The sequence below is a fragment of the Gilliamella apicola genome, from assembly GCF_003202655.1.
GTDB classification, from domain to species: Bacteria; Pseudomonadota; Gammaproteobacteria; order Enterobacterales; family Orbaceae; genus Gilliamella; species Gilliamella apicola_R.
In genome coordinates this window covers 22646-39812 of sequence record NZ_QGLR01000002.1, presented here as the reverse complement: position 1 = coordinate 39812, position 17167 = coordinate 22646, and the positions used below count along the sequence as shown (strand labels likewise).

Sequence of the window (17167 nt, the reverse complement as noted above, 5' to 3'; positions counted from 1 at the left end):
TATAATGTGATATCTATTTTCGTCTGAGTATTGAATAAATGACAGAATTAAGTCTCGCTGCTCAAGAAGTCAAAAAAGCACTTGCAGCTAAAAATCTTGAAACCCCATCATGTCGTTTACCTATGGACAGTAACGAACGGAAAACCAAAATTGAAGAACATTTTCGCGAAATCATGAAACTCATGGAGCTAGATTTGAGTGATGATAGCCTTAGCGAAACGCCACACCGCGTTGCCAAAATGTATGTTGATGAGATCTTTTCCGGACTTAACTATCATAACTTTCCCAAAATCACCCTGATTGAAAACAAAATGCAGGTTGATGAAATGATTACCGTTCGGGATATTACTTTAACCAGCGTTTGTGAACACCATTTTGTCACCATCGACGGAAAAGCTACCGTTTCTTATATTCCCAAAGATAAAGTGATCGGTCTATCGAAAATCAATCGGATTGTTGAATTTTTCTCCCAGCGTCCGCAAGTACAAGAAAGATTAACCCAACAAATTTTAGTTGCCTTGCAAACATTATTAGGCACAGTCAATGTTGCCGTTTCAATTGACGCTACCCATTATTGTGTGAAAGCTCGTGGTATTAAAGATTCCAATAGTTTAACCACTACTACCGCATTAGGTGGGGGATTTAAAACGAATCCTAGTACTCGACAAGAATTTTTAAGAGCACTAAAACACTATTAATAAAAATTATTAAAAATATACAGTAGTAAAATACCCCAAACGCTTGGTATCCACATCAAGCGTTTGAATTTTTTATCACAAAATATTGCTTATTTAAAACCCTACTGATATTAGGTGCATCTTTCCGAAAGATTGGTATAATCCACAACTATTTAAGTTAAAACATCATAATTAATAACACGCTTTCATGAAGATAATCCGCGGTATAGCTAATTTAAACAATCAATTTTCTCAATGTGTACTTACATTGGGCAACTTTGATGGCGTGCATTTAGGACACCAACAATTAATTAACCATTTAATAGAACAAGGTAAGAAATTAAACTTGCCAACAGTGGTTATGTTATTTGAACCTCAACCCTTAGAGTTTTTTAGCAAACAAAATGCTCCGGCAAGATTAACGTCATTTAAAGAAAAAGTGCAGTTAATTGAAAAACTCGGTATTGACTATATTATCGCGGTTCCATTTACCCAAACCTTTGCCAATATGTCAGCCGCAAATTTTATTCAAGATTGGTTGATAAACCAATTACAAGCTAAATATATTGTTATTGGTGATGACTTCCGGTTTGGCCATGAACGTAAAGGTGATATCACCCTTTTACAACAGTATACGCATAATAATCAATTTGCCGTAGAAAGTATGCCAACGTTTGTATACAACACTTTAAGGGTCAGCAGCACCGCGGTTCGTGAAGCTTTATTTAATAGTGATTTTAAATTAGCGCATTGCCTTTTAGGTCGCCATTACACTATTCAAGGCAAGGTGGTTCATGGCAATGCGTTAGCAAGACAATTAGGTTTCCCGACAGCCAATATTCATTTAAATCGCAGTAAACCAGCTTTGCAAGGCGTCTATTTGGTTAAAGTCAGGAATTGTTGTGATGATCAACATTATCATGGTATTGCCAATATCGGTATCAGACCAACTATTCAAGGCAAAAAAGCGATTTTAGAGGTGAATCTATTTGACTTTTCAGGTGATATTTATGGACAATATTTAGACGTTACCTTTGTTCGTAAATTACGCGATGAGAAAAAATTTGATTCGCTAACCGATTTACAACAACAAATTGCACAAGATGTTTGCACTGCGCAACAGATCAGTGCAAAATTAACCAATTAAAAAGTAGTATCAACAAAATTAACTGGAATAAATTAGCATGACAGACTATAAAAATACATTGAATTTACCGGAAACCGGATTCCCTATGCGAGGCGATCTTGCTAAACGTGAACCGGCAATGTTGCAAAATTGGTACGATAAAGAACTTTATCGCAAAATCCGTCAAGTGAAAAAAGGCAAAAAAACCTTTATTTTGCATGATGGCCCTCCTTATGCAAACGGAAAACTTCATATTGGTCATGCCGTTAATAAAATAATTAAAGATATTATTATCAAATCAAAAGGCTTGAGTGGTTATGACTCCCCGTATATTCCAGGATGGGATTGTCATGGTTTGCCGATTGAGCAAAAAGTTGAAGAACAAGTTGGTAAACCTGGCGTAAAAGTAACACCGGCCGAGTTTCGCCAGATTTGTCGTGATTACGCTGCTTCACAAGTTGAACTACAAAAAGCTGATTTTATTCGTATGGGGGTACTTGGCGATTGGCAAAACCCATATCGTACAATGAACTATGATACTGAGGCGAATATTATTCGGGCTTTAGGTAGAGTGATCGAAAATGGCCATTTAGTCAAAGGTGCTAAACCAGTTTATTGGTGTACCGATTGTATGTCAGCGTTAGCTGAAGCCGAAGTTGAATATTATGATAAATCATCACCGGCAATTGATGTCAAATTCCAAGCCACCGACAATCAAGCGGTAGCGAGTAAATTTGGTATCAATACCGATTTAACCATTTATGCCGTTATCTGGACCACTACACCATGGACACTTCCAGCTAGCCGAGGAATTGCACTTAATGCAACAGTAGAATATCAACTAGTCCAAATCAATGATAAAGAGTGCTTAATCTTAGCTGCTGATTTAGTTGAATCAGTAATGAAGCGCGCTGAAATCACTGATTGGAAAATTTTAGGCGCTTGCCAAGGTGATGCGCTTGAATTATTGCGATTCAAACATCCGTTCCTCGATTTTGATGAGCCAATTGTACTTGGTGAACATGTTACGGTTGATGCCGGTACTGGTGCAGTGCATACCGCTCCAGGTCACGGTGCAGAAGACTTTATCGTTGGTCAAAAATATGATCTTGAAGTCGCTAATCCTGTTGGTGGCAATGGTTGTTACTTACCGGGAACTGGCGCTGGTTTAGATGGTTTATTTGTTTTTAAAGCCAATAAAGTAGTCATTGAATTATTAAAAGAACACAATGCATTACTACACTTTGAAAATATCGAACATAGCTACCCATGCTGTTGGCGACATAAAACACCGGTAATTTATCGTGCAACGCCACAATGGTTTATCAGCATGGATAAACAAGGTTTACGTGCTCAATCGCTAAAAGAGATTAAACAAGTTCGTTGGATCCCTGATTGGGGTCAAGCGCGAATTGAAACCATGGTAGCTAACCGTCCGGATTGGTGTATCTCACGTCAACGTACTTGGGGCGTACCAATGACGCTATTTGTACACAAAGAGACTGAAGAGTTACATCCAGACACATTACAGTTAGTCGAAAAAGTGGCGAAATTGGTGGAGCAAAACGGTATTCAAGCATGGTGGGATGCCGATATTAAAGATCTATTAGGCCCTGATGCTGATGACTATCGCAAAGTACCAGATACGCTAGATGTATGGTTTGATTCAGGTTCAACCTTCTACTCTGTTGTCGGCGTGCGTCCTGAATTTGCTGGCCACGAAGCCGATATGTACTTAGAAGGTTCAGATCAACACCGTGGTTGGTTTATGTCTTCATTAATGTTATCAACGGCGATTGATAACAAAGCGCCTTATAAACAAGTATTAACTCATGGTTTTGTGGTTGATGGACAAGGTCGTAAAATGTCTAAATCACTCGGTAATATCGTGACGCCACAAGAAGTGATGAACAAACTTGGGGCAGATATTTTACGTTTATGGATTGCTTCGACTGACTATTCAGGCGAAATGAGTTATTCAGATGAAATCATTAAACGTGCCGCCGATAGTTATCGTCGTATTCGTAATACCGCCCGTTTCTTACTGGCTAACTTAAATGGCTTTGATCCAGCTAAAGATATGGTTAAACCAGAAGATATGGTAGTACTTGATCGCTGGGCTGTCAGTGTGGCAAAAGAGGCTCAAGAACAGATCATTCAGGCTTATGAAAACTATGATTTCCACAAAGTTGTACAACGTATTATGCAATTTTGCTCAATTGAAATGGGGTCATTCTATTTAGATATTATCAAAGATCGACAATATACGGCGAAAAGCGATAGTATTGCGCGCCATAGCTGTCAAACAGCGTTATATCATATCGCTCAAGCGATGGTTCGTTGGATTGCACCAATTTTATCATTTACCGCTGATGAAATTTGGCAATATCTACCTGCTGGTGAAAAATCTGAATTTGTGTTTGAAGATGAATGGTATAACTCACTCTTTACCTTAGCGGAAAGTGAAACATTGAACAGTGCTTATTGGGCTCAGATCTTAACTATCCGTAGTGAAGTCAATAAAGTCTTAGAACAAGGCCGTAATGATAAAGTTATTGGTGGATCGCTTGAAGCAGCTGTTACTCTTTATGCCAATAGCGAAATTGCGACAGCACTTGCTAAATTAGAAAACGAATTACGGTTCGTATTACTGACTTCGCAAGCAAGTGTGAAGCCTTTAGAAAACGCGCCACAACAAGCTGTAACAAGCGATATTCAAGGTCTAAAAATTGAGCTTGTTAAAGCCCAAGGTGATAAATGCCCTCGCTGTTGGCACTATACCGTTGATAACAACCCAACTACTCACTTATGTAAACGCTGTGAAGAGAATATCCATGGTAATGGTGAAATTAGACATTTTGCCTAAGTGATAAAAAAATAAACCGGGCTATAAACATAATCTTATAGCAATTAAGTATACTTACCGCCGACGATTGTCGGCGGCATTATTATAATGAGAACTATATGAAAAAAGATACCGGACTTTACTGGTTTTTATTTGCGGTAGTCGTTTTTGTGATAGATATCGCAAGTAAATTTTGGATTCTTAACCACTTTTTCTTATATGAATCAGTAAATCTTTTGCCCTTCTTTTCGATCACCTATGTACACAATATTGGGGCGGCTTTCAGCATTTTTGAGGGTCAACGTTGGATACTTGCCGCAGTGGCATTTGTTGTCAGTGTAGTGATTATCTATATGCTATATCGCAATAATCGGCAACAAAAATTAGAAAACATTTCATTAGCGCTGATTTTAGGTGGCGCTTTAGGAAACTTGTTTGATCGGCTTTATCATGGCTTTGTGGTCGATTTTCTAGATGTCAATTTTGGTGATTGGCATTATCCAACTTTTAATATTGCCGATTGTGCAATTTGTTTAGGTATTGGATTATTCATCCTAGGCAATTATGCAAAACCCAAAAAGACCGCCTAACATGCAGATTATATTAGCTAATCCTCGCGGCTTTTGTGCCGGCGTTGATCGAGCTATAACTATCGTCGAACGCGCACTGGAACTTTTTGGTGCTCCGGTTTATGTTCGCCACGAAGTTGTACATAACCGCTACGTAGTTAATCGCCTTAAAGAACTAGGTGCAATATTTATTGAAGAGATCCATGAGGTACCGGATGATAGTATCCTTATATTTTCCGCTCATGGTGTATCTAAAGCGGTTCGTGATGAAGCAAAACGCCGTCAACTACGCATATTTGATGCAACATGTCCATTAGTAACCAAAGTTCATATGGAAGTCGCCAGAGCGAGCTATCGAGGTGAAGAAGTTATTCTTATTGGTCATGCCGGTCACATTGAAGTTGATGGCACAATGGGACAATACAGTAACCCTGCTGGTGGCATTTATTTAGTTGAATCGATTGAAGATGTAGAAAAATTACAGGTCAAAAATGATAATCATCTCTGTTTTACCACACAAACCACCTTATCGGTTGATGATACGGCAGAGATTATTGAAGCATTAAAAAATCGATTTCCCAATATTCGTAGTCCCCGTAAAAACGATATCTGTTACGCAACCACCAACCGTCAACAAGCGGTTAAACAGTTATCTTCACAAGCCGATATTGTTTTAGTCGTAGGTTCTAAAAATTCATCAAACTCAAACCGATTGGCTGAACTTGCACGGCGCAACAGCAAAAATGCCTACTTAATCGATTACGCCTCTGACATTAACCTAGAATGGTTGGCCAATGCTCGACGGATTGGCGTAACCGCTGGTGCATCTGCCCCAGACATTTTAGTCAAACAAGTTATTGATCATCTAAAAAGTTTAGGTTGTACATCGATGATTGAAACCGAGGGTATTTCTGAAAATATTACTTTCGAAATTCCTAAAGAGTTACGCATAGAAGTTAAAACAACAGACTAAGAAGAATGGGTCAGTTGCTTAAATTTTTCCAATAACTCTTCTTGGCTTTCCACATGGTCTGGATCTGCAATAATCGCATTTTGAATCGGACAAACGCGTTGACAAGTTGAATGATCATAATAACCTACGCATTCGGTGCATTTATTGGGATCAATTTCATATGTATCAAACCCCATCGAGATGGCCTCATTTGGACACTCTGGTTCACACATATCACAATTAATACAGCGTTCTGTTATAATTAAAGCCATATCAATGCGTTATCCATTTTAAAAAATAAAAACAGGTAGTTATAATCATTTTTGCATTCCACACTATCACAAAATTATTATCTTTTTTACCAAAAATAAAATAAGGAGCAACTCATTCTAATAACGCAAAACAGTATCACACACCATTATTGTTAGGGTGTAAATCTGCAAGTGTAATACTGACTTGTTTTGTTTAAAAATGAAAGAGTTGGTCATAGCTAATGCTTAACGCAAAAGCTTATAAGCATCAGTCTGATGAATATTTAATTGCTTCAGTAAACAGTCAGAATGTAAACTACTTTACACTAGCATACACGCCAATCTGCGTTACTACCGTAAAAACGGCACTATTATACATGAATAAACTACAGCGCTCAAAATACGAAAAAGAAAATTATTTATTCATTGAATTTAATAAGTAAGAGAAAGCGATAATACTCACGACCAACAACAACGATACCAATTGTCCTTTTATATTTTGTAGGTAATGCTTATTTAGTCAGTTATTGAGATATGAGGGTAATAGTTAGGAAGTCTATACCGTTTCATTAAGTTTTGCACATAAATCAACCGTCCATAACATTAAGCGTAAATCAGAAAAGATACAATAATCAAACTTATTAATTGAGTTATTTCAGATAAATATTTCTCCACAAGCAACAATAACTAGATCAATTACATTTAGCAATATAAAAGTTTTTAGTTTGGGTTACTGAGATAGGTTAGTAAACATAATTGAGGACTGTATACCGTTTTATAAATAGTTAAGTACAAAGAAATCAAACCATAAAAAATAGACGTTAATAACCGCGATTTTTGAGCGCACACTTCTAAAACATCAAGCTAAACGGTTGATCAGTTGATGAAATAATACAATGCAGTTAATAAGAAAAATTAAAAATAACACAGACAATAACAACGTTACTTAATGATATTTCATCTCCGCTACAGTTAACTATAATTAGCGTCGAAAATTAAATTATAGCTACAATTCATTTTTAGCTAAGCTAAACTCAATTACTCTTTTTTGTCGGGTAAAATCATCTAATCAACTTACCTAAAATCATAGCTAGTTGGCTAACTGTATAATGGAAAAATATACATTGGATAATACATAATCAACGGAAACATGTTGCCATTGTTCAACTATATTTCTGGTAAAGCTGCATTACCTTAGCACCGCGCAAGCTAATAGCAAACAAATTGGTATTACAAAAATTGGCACCGCACAAGTCGGCATCACTTAGATCGGCACCGCGTAAGCTTGTATCTCGCAAGTTGGCACCATACAAGTTGACACCACGTAAATTGGCACCGCTCAAGTTAGCCTTGAACAAGTTGGCATTGCTCAAATCAGCACCACATAAGTTGGCTTCGCGTAAATCAATACCTCGCAAGTTGGCACCATGCAAATTGGCTTCACGCAAGTTAGTACGTCGCAAGTCTGCATCGCGCAAATTGGCACCACGCAACCGGGCTTTAAATAAGTCGGCATTACATAAGTCGCAACCGTGCAAGTCGGCACTAAGCAAGTTGGCATCTGACAAGTTAGCATCGAATAAGTTAGTACTGAATAAATTGGCACCATGCAAATTTGCTCGGCTCAAGTTGACATCGCGCAAGTTAGCTCTGCACAAGCGAGTATTAACTAAGTTGGCTTCGACCATGTCAGCACCACACAGATTAGCATTGCACAAGTCGGCACTACGCAAATCAGCATTGCGTAAGTCAGCATCGGACAAGTTGGCAAAGCGCAAGTTGGCTTCGTACAAATCGGCACCACGCAAGTCAACATCGCTTAAGTTGGCTCTACATCCCCATTGATGAAAAGTTTCAAGCCAAATTTGGTGTTGTTTCAATAGGTTATTGATATTCATTATCCATTCCACATTATTTTTAAAGCCATCAAAAGATAGCTAATCACTAGTCTTGATAACTTTAATCCTGCTCATCAATCGTCCATATATTTACTACTTTATTATGTGTCGATAGTCCCCTTTTTCATAGTACCTTACTCTTATTTAAGATCGTAATTGAACATTAAAATAGTTAGCTCATTTTATTGAATAATAGTCAAGCCGGTCTTTTTTAAAAATAAGATTAGATACATTTTGTCACATTCTTGATCGTATTTAGTTGAAAATTGAATAATATTGCTTTTTTGGTTGGCAATCATAAAAGAAGATTGTTCCATCTTTATCCATTGCAATATACTAATACTTATTATTGATACTATGTCATACTTATGAGAAACAGGTATTGTTAGCTTTATACATTATTTGATAGCAAAATCTACCTTGTTATTTTAGGCTCTCTCCATTCCTCAAAATATTTAAGATACGATTTATCCGATTACTTTCTCTTTTAGTTCGGGCAATCTGTACTAAATGATCTTCATCTTCGTTTTGCGGTATTAATTTTTCATCACTAGCCTTTATTAAATTAAAGAAGCAATCGGTGATACTTTTATCTTTTTATATGCAAAGTAATGTTGTAACCATTTATGGCATGGACAAAATACCGTTATCATTCTTCAAAAAAACTAACACTAAGCAGTATTATTGGTTAAAAAATTTTTAAATTGATGTTCTTCGCTTACTTAATGAGCTTTATGCTAGGTGATTTTTGTGTCTTCACTTATTTATTTACAAAAAATTGCGTTCATGTGTTTGTTTGCCATACAACACTCTAATTGGCTAACGGTAATGATTCTCTAGCAGCTTTATTCGTCATTGTTTTGTTCTTGTAGCCACTCGGGGCGACCAGCTTTTTCACAATAAAAATCAATAATATCTAATAAGCGAGGGTAAAATTTTAGTAATTTTTTGCCACCTATTTCCTCAATAGTTTGTTGGTTAAATTGCCGCCATTGATTAACCGTATAAGACCAAGAGCCGGCTCTAACACAATCTCCGTTTACTATTGAAATAAAATATTTTTCACCCTTTATTATAAAGGTTGATAATGGTAAATCAGCATCCCACAAGTCAGTATCGCGTAAGTCAACATCGTGTAAGTCGGTATTGCTCAAGTCGGCGCTACGCAAGTTGGCACCTCGCAAGTTGGCGTAGCTTAAGTCGGTACCATTCAAATTGGCAAAGTACAAATCGACATTGCTCAAGTTGGCACGGCTCAAGTTGGCACAGCACAAGTTGACATTGTTCAAGTTGGCACCGCTTAAGTCAGCATTGCGTAAGTTAGCACCACGTAAATCGGAGCTGCACAAATTAACACCACGCAAATTGGCTTCGCACAAGTTGGCACCGCTCAAATTGGTTTCCCTTAAGTCGGCATCACACAAATTGGTACCACGTAATTTGGCATTTAGCAAATTGGCACTAAACAAGTTGGTTTCGCTCAAGTTGGCATTGCACAAGTCAGCATTGCGCAAATTGGCGACCTGTAAAATGGAACCGCATAAATTAACACTATTTAAATTGGCGCTGAACAAGTTGGCTTCGTGCAAGTCGACATGGCGCATGTTGGCACCGTTCAAGTCAGAACAACGTAAGTTGGCATAGCTTAAATCAGCACCGCATAAGTTAGCATTGCTCAAGTTGATATTGCACAAGTTGGTACCGCTCAAGTTGGCTCCGTTTAAATTGGTATCGCGCAAATCGGCTCGGCGCAAATTGGCGTAGGGCAAGTAAGCCCCCCATAAATTAGCACCGTTTAAGTTGGCATCGCGCAAATTAACATTACGCAAGTTAGTATTAAGCAAGTTAGTATTACGCAAGTCGGCTCCGGACAAGTCAGCATTGCGTAAGTTGGCATGACTCAAGTCGATACCATGCAAGTTGGCTCGAATTCCCTCTTTACCAGAGGTCTCAAGCCAAATCTGGTGTTGTTCTAATATTTCATTGATATTCATTATCCATTCCTCAATTTCAGTAAAAAACGACCAAAAGAGGCAAGCGGATGTTAGAATTAAACAGCTTAAGGCAAGCGCTATGCCTTATAAAAATCTACTCCTGCTTGTGATGCGTCCATATATTTACTACTTTAGTATGAGTCGATAGCTCTCACTAATTCATCTTTTCTACTGTATATTTTTAGATCGGACTTAAACATTAAGCTAGTCAACTCATTTTATTGAACATTAATTAAATCGACCTATTTCAATAACAGGATTAAATGCATTATTGTGGTTTTCCTATGTCAGCAATTATAAAAGAAGATTATTCTGTTTTTATCGATTGCAACATATTGCCACTTTTTATTGATTCTACGCCATAAATAGATATAAACATTGGCTTTAGATAGAATTAAATATCAAAATCTATCTTATTATTTTTAGACTCTTACCATCCAACAAGATATTCAGAATAAAATTTAACCGTTGCCCTTTTTAGCTAATGTAATCGGTTCTTACTCTAAATAGCATTATTTGTCATTATTTTGTTCCTTAAGCCATTCAGGGCGATCACCTTTTCCACAATAAAAATCAATAATATCCAATAATCGAGGATAAAATTCGAGCAATTCTTCACCATCTATTTCCTCAACAGTTTGTTGGCTAAATTGTCGCCACTGATCGACTGAATGGGACCGATAACCCGTTCTGACACAATTCCCATTAACTATTGAAATAAAATATTTTTCACCCTGTATTATGAATGTTGATTCCGGTAATTCAGCATCCCACAAATTGGCATCGCGCAAGTCGACATCGTACAAGTTGCTATCACTCAAGTCAGCATTAGACAAGTTGGCACCACGAAAATCAGTACCGCACAAGCTGGCACTACTCAAGTTAGCACCGCACAAGCAAGCATTAAACAAGTTGGCATCGGACAAATCGGCACCTTGCAGATTGGCACCAATAAAATTGCTACCTTCCAAATTTGCACGACGTAAATTGGCTTGGCACAAGTCAGCACCGTTCAAATTAACAGCTAACATGTTGGTATAGCTCAAATTGGTGCCGGACAAGTCAGCATAACTTAAATTTGCTTCACACAACTCTACATCACGTAACTTAGCACCGCACAAATTGACACCACTTAAGTCAGTTTGGTTCAATTTGGCATCACGCAAATCAGCATTGCTCAAGTTAGCATCATGCAAGTCAGCATCACAAAAGTTGACACTGCGCAAGTTGGTATCACTTAAGTCGGCACCACTCATGTAGGTTCGTGACATGTCAGCATGTTGCAAGTTGGCACCGTGCAAATTGGCTTCGCTCAAATCGGCAATAGGTAAGTTGGCACCGAACAAGTCAGCATTGCACAAATTGGCACCGTGCAAATCGGCACCGCGAAAGTCGGCACTGCGCAAGTTGGCATTGCTCAAATCGGCACCACGCAAGTTAGCATCGCAAAAGTTGGCTCTAACTCCCTTTTGACAAAAAGTCTCTAGCCAGATTTGGTGTTGTTCCAATATTTCATTAATATTCATTATCCATTCCTCAAATTCAGTAAAAGCCCTCAAAAGAGGCAAGCATATGTTAGAAATAAACTGCGCAAGGCAAGCACCAAGCCTTAAAAACTCTATACCTGCTTGTGAAGCGTCCATATTTTTACTACTGTGTTATGAGCCAATAGCAGCCGTTTTCATATTTTTCTATTCTTATTTTAAAACGTACTTGAACATTAAACTAGTTAGCTCATCGTATTGATAATCAATAAATTTTCCTATTTAAAAATAAGTTCAAATACATAACTATCACTTTCTTGACCGTATTTATCTGGCACTTGCATAATGTTGCTATCTTAGTTGGTAATCATGAAAGAAGATTATTCAGTCTTTATCCATAACAACATATCGCTACTTTTTATCGATTCTACGCCATAACTTACCCCAAATAGGTAAGATATTGTTGTTAGCCTTATACGATATCTAATATCAAAATCTAGTTTATTATTTTTAGACTTTTTTCATTCATCAAGATATTCAGAATAAAATCTAACAGAGAGCCGCCAATTTTTTACTAGTGCAATTAGGCATTAAATGCTCTTCATCATCGTTCAATGCTACTAAGGATGTCGATTCCAATAAATATAAATTGTTTTAGCACCGCTCTAGTCAACATTAAACATTCTCGGAACTACACGAATTGCCTTCGGGCAAGTTGGTCCCATTCAAGTTAGCTTCGCTCAAGTCAGCACCGCTCAAATTGGCACCGCTGAGGTCAACATTGAACAAGTCGGCATTACGCAAATTGGCACCACACAAGTTGGCACCTCGCAAGCTAGCTGCACTCAAGTCGCTACCACTCAAGTTAGCACCAGACAAGTCGGTATCACTCAAGTTGGCACAGCACAAATTGGCACCGCTCAAATTAGCTCCACTCAAGTTAGCATTAGACAATCTAGTCCCCCCCAAGTTAGCTACGCTCAAATTGGCACCAGGTAAGTTGGCACCGAACAAGTTGGCATTAGACAGATCGGCTGCGCATAAATCAGCATCACGCAAATCGGCACTGCGCAAGTTGGTACCCCTCAAGTCTACACCGCGCAAATTGGCACCGCAAAGGTTAGCTCTACTCCCCTTTTGACAAAAGGTTTCAAGCCAAATCTCGTGTTGTTCCAATATATGATTAATATTCATTATCTATTCCTCAATTTTTATAAAAAAACCTCAACAGAGACAAGCGGATGTTAGTAATACACTGCATAAGGCTGATACTAGACCTTAAAAAGCTATTGCCACTTGTGAAGTTTCGGTATATTTACTACTTTATTATGAGCCGATAGCGCCTTTCTGCCTAGTTTTCTACGCCTATATTAGATCGTAGTTGAACTTTACACTGATCAGCTCACTCTATTGAATAATAGTCAAAGTTGGTTTTATTCAAAAATAGGATTAAATACATTACTACCATTTTTTTGAATATATTTAGTTGAAAATTGAATAATGTCGCTTTCTTAGTTGGCAATCATGAAAGAAGATGGTTACCTCTTTATGCAAAGCAACATACCGCCACTTTTTATTGATTTTACGCCATAACTTAATATAAACATTGGCTTTATACGGTATTTAATATCAAATTCCACCTTATTATTTTTTAGACTCATTCTATTCATCAAAATATTCAGAATGAAATTTATTGCAAAACCTACTTTTTAGCTAGTGCAATCGGCATTTACTCTATAACGGTATTACTCAACACAGTTTTGTTCTTTAAGCCATTGAGGACGATCACCTTTTCCACAATAAAAATCAATAATATCCAATAAGCGAGGGTAAAATTTGAGTAATTTTTTACCATTTATCTCCTCAATAGTTTGTCGGTTAAATTGACGCCATTGATTAACTGAATAAGACTGATTACCCACGTTGACACAATCTCCGTTAACTATTGAAATAAAATATTTTTCACCCTGTATTATGAATGTTGATTCCGGTAAATCAGCATCACGCAAATTGGCACCGAGCAAATTGGCGCCACGTAAGTCGGCATCATACAAATTGCTATCACGCAGATCAGCATTGCGCAAGTTAGCACCGCACAAACGGGCACCATTTAAGTTGGCACCGCACAAGCGGGCATTGCTCAAGTCAGCACTTCGCAAATCGGCTTCTCGTAAGTCGGCACAGAACAAATTGGCACCACGCAAATCGGCTTCGTAAAAGTTGGCTTTTATACCCTCTTGACCCAAAGTCTCAACCCAAATCTTGTGTTGTTCCAATATCTCATAAAGATCCATTATCCATTCCTCAATTTTTGTTAAAAAGTCCTCAACAGAGGCAAGCGGATGTTAGTAATATACTGCATAAGGCTAGCATCAAACATTAAATATTTATTCCCGCTTGTGAAGCGTCGATATATTTACTACTTTAGTGTGAACCGATAGCTCCTATATTCCTATTTTTCTACTCTTATTTTTGATCTTAGCTGAACATTACACTAATCAGCTTACGTGATTGAATAATCGTCCAATCGATCTTTTTCAAAAATAAGATCAAGTACATCACTGTCATTTTCTTGATCGCATTTAGTTGAAACGTGAATAATGCTGTTGTAGTTATATTATATTGTATTGTATATTTTGTTTGAAACAACTGTTAATGTATAGTTATGATAGATATTCATTATTATTGATTGCTTTATAACTTTTAGGTTAATTAACCCACGTTCAACATTGCTTTTGAATAGTTAATTTTGCATATAGCTTTTATATGAATATTGCTTTTATATGAAAAAAGTTTAAGTATTTCTCAAATATCGTCAGGTTTGATAAATTTCGAAGCAAATATCTTCATAATGTTGTTTTCAATCTAGAAAATATCATCATCGCTTAATTTCTTATATCAATGAATGGGTAAATTGAATATTCAATTTATTAATTCATGACTTAATTCAGTTCAATATTAGGATAATTGGCAAAAGAATTACTATTTTTGATTCAAATAATTTTGTGACATTAAATACCTGTAATTTTATGCCAGTAATCACTGCCGATATAGTTAACTTTGTATCATAAAACATTCTTAATTTTTTATTTTGCGCAATTAATTACTGCTATTAAATCTTTAAATTCAATTAACCCTATATAGTTTTCCTTTATAAATAAGCATGTTATCACCACCAATTGTGTCTATTAGGTATTATGGTGTTGCGCTGATTGTATTTTTATTCAATTAAATATAGATAGTTTTTAACTACTTAATCATGATTATAAAAGTTTTATACCAACACAAGGATATAGGGCTATGACCAGAATAGAAGAAATATTAATTACAATTGTGATACCACATGCAAATAATTGGTTAATAATGAAAAAGCGTTCACTTAACTAGGTCTGATAAAATCTACTTAAACTGATAAATATTAGTTCGAGAAACCATTAAGTTATAAGACACCAATATTTCAATTCAAATCTCAACGGGAATGGTTATCAATTATACAAGTGTTCCTCATTTGTTTTACGCTCTGACATCACTGAATAGCAATGATATATAATCCATGGTGAATTATAACGATATGTATTATCAACCATGGTAAAAATAAGATGCAGACCTTGTTGTTACGCAAGTGATGAAATAGTAAATCTGTCAAGTTTTTAAAGTAATATTCGTGTTATCAAAGTGTTATACATGGCTGATAACCCAAATATGTAAATAACCTAGTTAATAACATAATACTAAATAAATCCTAATACGGATCTACGTTAACATTGAACATTGAACATTGACAAAATTTTTGCCACGATTTTTTGAGGAGCGGGGGGGGCAAGTTCTAAAACTTCACAAAATAAGCGTTACTAATCAAATAAATATAGATCGTAACGCTCATTGATATTTATTATTGTGGAAGTTTATAGGCTTGACGTGCAAGTAGTTTCCAATCACTATCAACTTTTTTGAAGACTAACATCACACCAATTTTTACTTTACCGATTTTACCACTATTGTTGGTATCAGCAGAAAAAACGTGTCTAACAATAGCGGTATCACCTTCAGTGGTGATGGTTTGATCTTGAAATTCAAGCGTGGTAAAACCAGAACGTCCACTGACTATTGCATCAACAAATTCTGCTTTATTCTCAATAACAGCACTAGAATGGCCATAAGTTAATGAAGGTAATGCAACATTTTCTAACTGTGCTTTATCGGCACTGAGCATGGCTAATCGCATAGTTTCTACAGCTTGTTCTACCGTGCTTTGATTTGGAGTAGCGGCATGACTATAACCAATTGATAACACGATAACTAACATAAAACTTAAAATTTTTTTCATACTATTTCTCCTTAATTACTTTTGTTTATTCACTTTTTGTTGAAGGAATTAACTCTTCATCATTTTTAATTAAATTTGGATTGAATTTTTTTGCCCAAATTGAAGTGATAATCGGTACCACAACTGATGTAACAATCACACTCGTGGCAACCATTGCCGTAGCCGCAGAAGCAACTGGAGCAAATTCAGGTACCATTTCAGCAATCAATAAAGGTGTTGCCACAGCGGCCCCGGCAGAACTCGAGGCGGCAACCCCCGCGGTACCATTTCCTTTACCAAGAAATTTATCTGATAAGATAAGCGGAATACCGGTAATAACTATAACTAATAAGCCTAATAAGATTCCGGCTAAACCTGTTTCAAAAATAACCTGTAGTTTTATGCTATTACCTAGTGCAAAAGCAAAGAACGGAATTAATGTCTGTACTGCGTTACCAAATAATTTTCGAAGATCAGAGTCTAAATTACCTAGCATAAAACCAATTAAGAAAGGTAATACCGCACCAACAAACAGTCTTGGTTCAAATGAAGCAACGCCAGAAGTCCCCAAAATGACCATTGTCATCAAAGGGCCGGATTCTAAAGACATTAATACAAAAGCACCGGCTTCTTCTTTTGAACCATACTGATTCATCAAAGCAGCATATAAACCACCATTAGTCATATCCATTGAAGCAACTAAGGCAAGAATTGAGAAACCAGCAAATATGCCACCTTCTACCATATAACCATTGGTCCAAAAAGTACCAGCAATAAGGGCTACAAACCATGCGGTCGCGATTTTAGTGACGACTAATACACCGGATTTTCTTAGCATCATGCCGGTAGCTTTAAGCTCAATAGAAGCTCCCATACAAAAAAACCATACGGCTAATATAGGTACTGTTCCTGAAATTAATCCATTAGAAAAAGATCCTAAATATTTTCCTCCACCAGGAAAAACCGTATTACATAAGGCGCCAAGAAAAAGAGGAATTAACATTAATCCTCCTGGGACTTTATCAATAAACTTTTTTATTTTCATTTATACATTCCTAAAAATTA

The 17167-nt window shown here is 36.8% G+C and carries 13 protein-coding genes; 5 read left to right on the top strand and 8 right to left on the bottom strand.

The window, feature by feature from the left end; all coding sequences use genetic code 11:
- The first annotated feature begins 38 nt into the window (after window positions 1-38).
- The 5 genes from folE to ispH all read left to right on the top strand — a co-directional run bounded on the left by folE (window position 39) and on the right by ispH (window position 6190).
- Window positions 39-698 (top strand): GTP cyclohydrolase I FolE, encoded by a 660-nt coding sequence (folE, locus tag DKK70_RS00320; protein WP_110422393.1) that lies wholly within the window; start codon window positions 39-41, stop codon window positions 696-698.
- A gap of 187 nt (window positions 699-885) precedes the next feature.
- Window positions 886-1824 carry a bifunctional riboflavin kinase/FAD synthetase gene (gene ribF, locus DKK70_RS00315; protein WP_110432257.1) on the top strand — a complete coding sequence of 313 codons (939 nt, stop codon included), beginning with the start codon at window positions 886-888 and terminating at the stop codon, window positions 1822-1824.
- Window positions 1825-1861: 37 nt separating this feature from the next.
- Window positions 1862-4669, top strand: a complete 2808-nt coding sequence (gene ileS / locus DKK70_RS00310; RefSeq protein ID WP_110432256.1) for an isoleucine--tRNA ligase — start codon at window positions 1862-1864, stop codon at window positions 4667-4669.
- A gap of 98 nt (window positions 4670-4767) precedes the next feature.
- The gene (lspA, locus tag DKK70_RS00305) at window positions 4768-5238 is read left to right on the top strand and encodes a signal peptidase II (protein ID WP_110432255.1); all 471 of its coding nucleotides are present in this window, start codon (window positions 4768-4770) and stop codon (window positions 5236-5238) included.
- 1 nt (window position 5239) lies between these two features.
- Window positions 5240-6190: a 4-hydroxy-3-methylbut-2-enyl diphosphate reductase gene (ispH, locus tag DKK70_RS00300; protein WP_110432254.1), complete on the top strand. Its 951-nt coding sequence runs from the start codon at window positions 5240-5242 to the stop codon at window positions 6188-6190.
- Here ispH and DKK70_RS00295 read toward each other — a convergent pair.
- From DKK70_RS00295 to kdgT, 8 genes are all read right to left on the bottom strand, one after another.
- Window positions 6187-6441, bottom strand: coding sequence for a YfhL family 4Fe-4S dicluster ferredoxin (locus DKK70_RS00295; RefSeq protein WP_110432253.1), 255 nt, complete (start codon window positions 6439-6441; stop codon window positions 6187-6189). The two genes, ispH and DKK70_RS00295, sit on opposite strands and share 4 nt — an antisense overlap.
- A gap of 1142 nt (window positions 6442-7583) precedes the next feature.
- On the bottom strand, window positions 7584-8318 hold the full coding sequence (locus tag DKK70_RS00290) for a pentapeptide repeat-containing protein (protein ID WP_110432252.1): 735 nt from the start codon (window positions 8316-8318) through the stop codon (window positions 7584-7586).
- Between the two features lie 845 nt (window positions 8319-9163).
- Window positions 9164-10312 (bottom strand): pentapeptide repeat-containing protein, encoded by a 1149-nt coding sequence (locus DKK70_RS00285; RefSeq protein WP_110432251.1) that lies wholly within the window; start codon window positions 10310-10312, stop codon window positions 9164-9166.
- Window positions 10313-10824: 512 nt separating this feature from the next.
- Window positions 10825-11838 (bottom strand): pentapeptide repeat-containing protein, encoded by a 1014-nt coding sequence (locus DKK70_RS00280; protein ID WP_110432250.1) that lies wholly within the window; start codon window positions 11836-11838, stop codon window positions 10825-10827.
- Between the two features lie 633 nt (window positions 11839-12471).
- Window positions 12472-12990 (bottom strand): pentapeptide repeat-containing protein, encoded by a 519-nt coding sequence (locus DKK70_RS00275; RefSeq protein ID WP_110432249.1) that lies wholly within the window; start codon window positions 12988-12990, stop codon window positions 12472-12474.
- Between the two features lie 551 nt (window positions 12991-13541).
- Window positions 13542-14090 (bottom strand): pentapeptide repeat-containing protein, encoded by a 549-nt coding sequence (locus DKK70_RS00270; protein ID WP_110432248.1) that lies wholly within the window; start codon window positions 14088-14090, stop codon window positions 13542-13544.
- 1598 nt (window positions 14091-15688) lie between these two features.
- A complete protein-coding gene (locus tag DKK70_RS00265; RefSeq protein WP_110432247.1) occupies window positions 15689-16123 on the bottom strand; it encodes a nuclear transport factor 2 family protein in 435 nt (144 codons plus the stop codon).
- Between the two features lie 25 nt (window positions 16124-16148).
- The gene (kdgT, locus tag DKK70_RS00260) at window positions 16149-17147 is read right to left on the bottom strand and encodes a 2-keto-3-deoxygluconate transporter (protein ID WP_110432246.1); all 999 of its coding nucleotides are present in this window, start codon (window positions 17145-17147) and stop codon (window positions 16149-16151) included.
- Between the last annotated feature and the right edge of the window lie 20 nt (window positions 17148-17167).

What these genes read in the sequence shown, in the direction of transcription:
- folE (WP_110422393.1), top strand. Translation starts at nt 39, where the DNA reads ATGACAGAATTAAGTCTCGCTGCTCAAGAAGTCAAAAAAGCACTTGCA.
- ribF (WP_110432257.1), top strand. Translation starts at nt 886, where the DNA reads ATGAAGATAATCCGCGGTATAGCTAATTTAAACAATCAATTTTCTCAA.
- ileS (WP_110432256.1), top strand. Translation starts at nt 1,862, where the DNA reads ATGACAGACTATAAAAATACATTGAATTTACCGGAAACCGGATTCCCT.
- lspA (WP_110432255.1), top strand. Translation starts at nt 4,768, where the DNA reads ATGAAAAAAGATACCGGACTTTACTGGTTTTTATTTGCGGTAGTCGTT.
- ispH (WP_110432254.1), top strand. Translation starts at nt 5,240, where the DNA reads ATGCAGATTATATTAGCTAATCCTCGCGGCTTTTGTGCCGGCGTTGAT.
- DKK70_RS00295 (WP_110432253.1), bottom strand. Translation starts at nt 6,441, where the DNA reads ATGGCTTTAATTATAACAGAACGCTGTATTAATTGTGATATGTGTGAA.
- DKK70_RS00290 (WP_110432252.1), bottom strand. Translation starts at nt 8,318, where the DNA reads ATGAATATCAATAACCTATTGAAACAACACCAAATTTGGCTTGAAACT.
- DKK70_RS00285 (WP_110432251.1), bottom strand. Translation starts at nt 10,312, where the DNA reads ATGAATATCAATGAAATATTAGAACAACACCAGATTTGGCTTGAGACC.
- DKK70_RS00280 (WP_110432250.1), bottom strand. Translation starts at nt 11,838, where the DNA reads ATGAATATTAATGAAATATTGGAACAACACCAAATCTGGCTAGAGACT.
- DKK70_RS00275 (WP_110432249.1), bottom strand. Translation starts at nt 12,990, where the DNA reads ATGAATATTAATCATATATTGGAACAACACGAGATTTGGCTTGAAACC.
- DKK70_RS00270 (WP_110432248.1), bottom strand. Translation starts at nt 14,090, where the DNA reads ATGGATCTTTATGAGATATTGGAACAACACAAGATTTGGGTTGAGACT.
- DKK70_RS00265 (WP_110432247.1), bottom strand. Translation starts at nt 16,123, where the DNA reads ATGAAAAAAATTTTAAGTTTTATGTTAGTTATCGTGTTATCAATTGGT.
- kdgT (WP_110432246.1), bottom strand. Translation starts at nt 17,147, where the DNA reads ATGAAAATAAAAAAGTTTATTGATAAAGTCCCAGGAGGATTAATGTTA.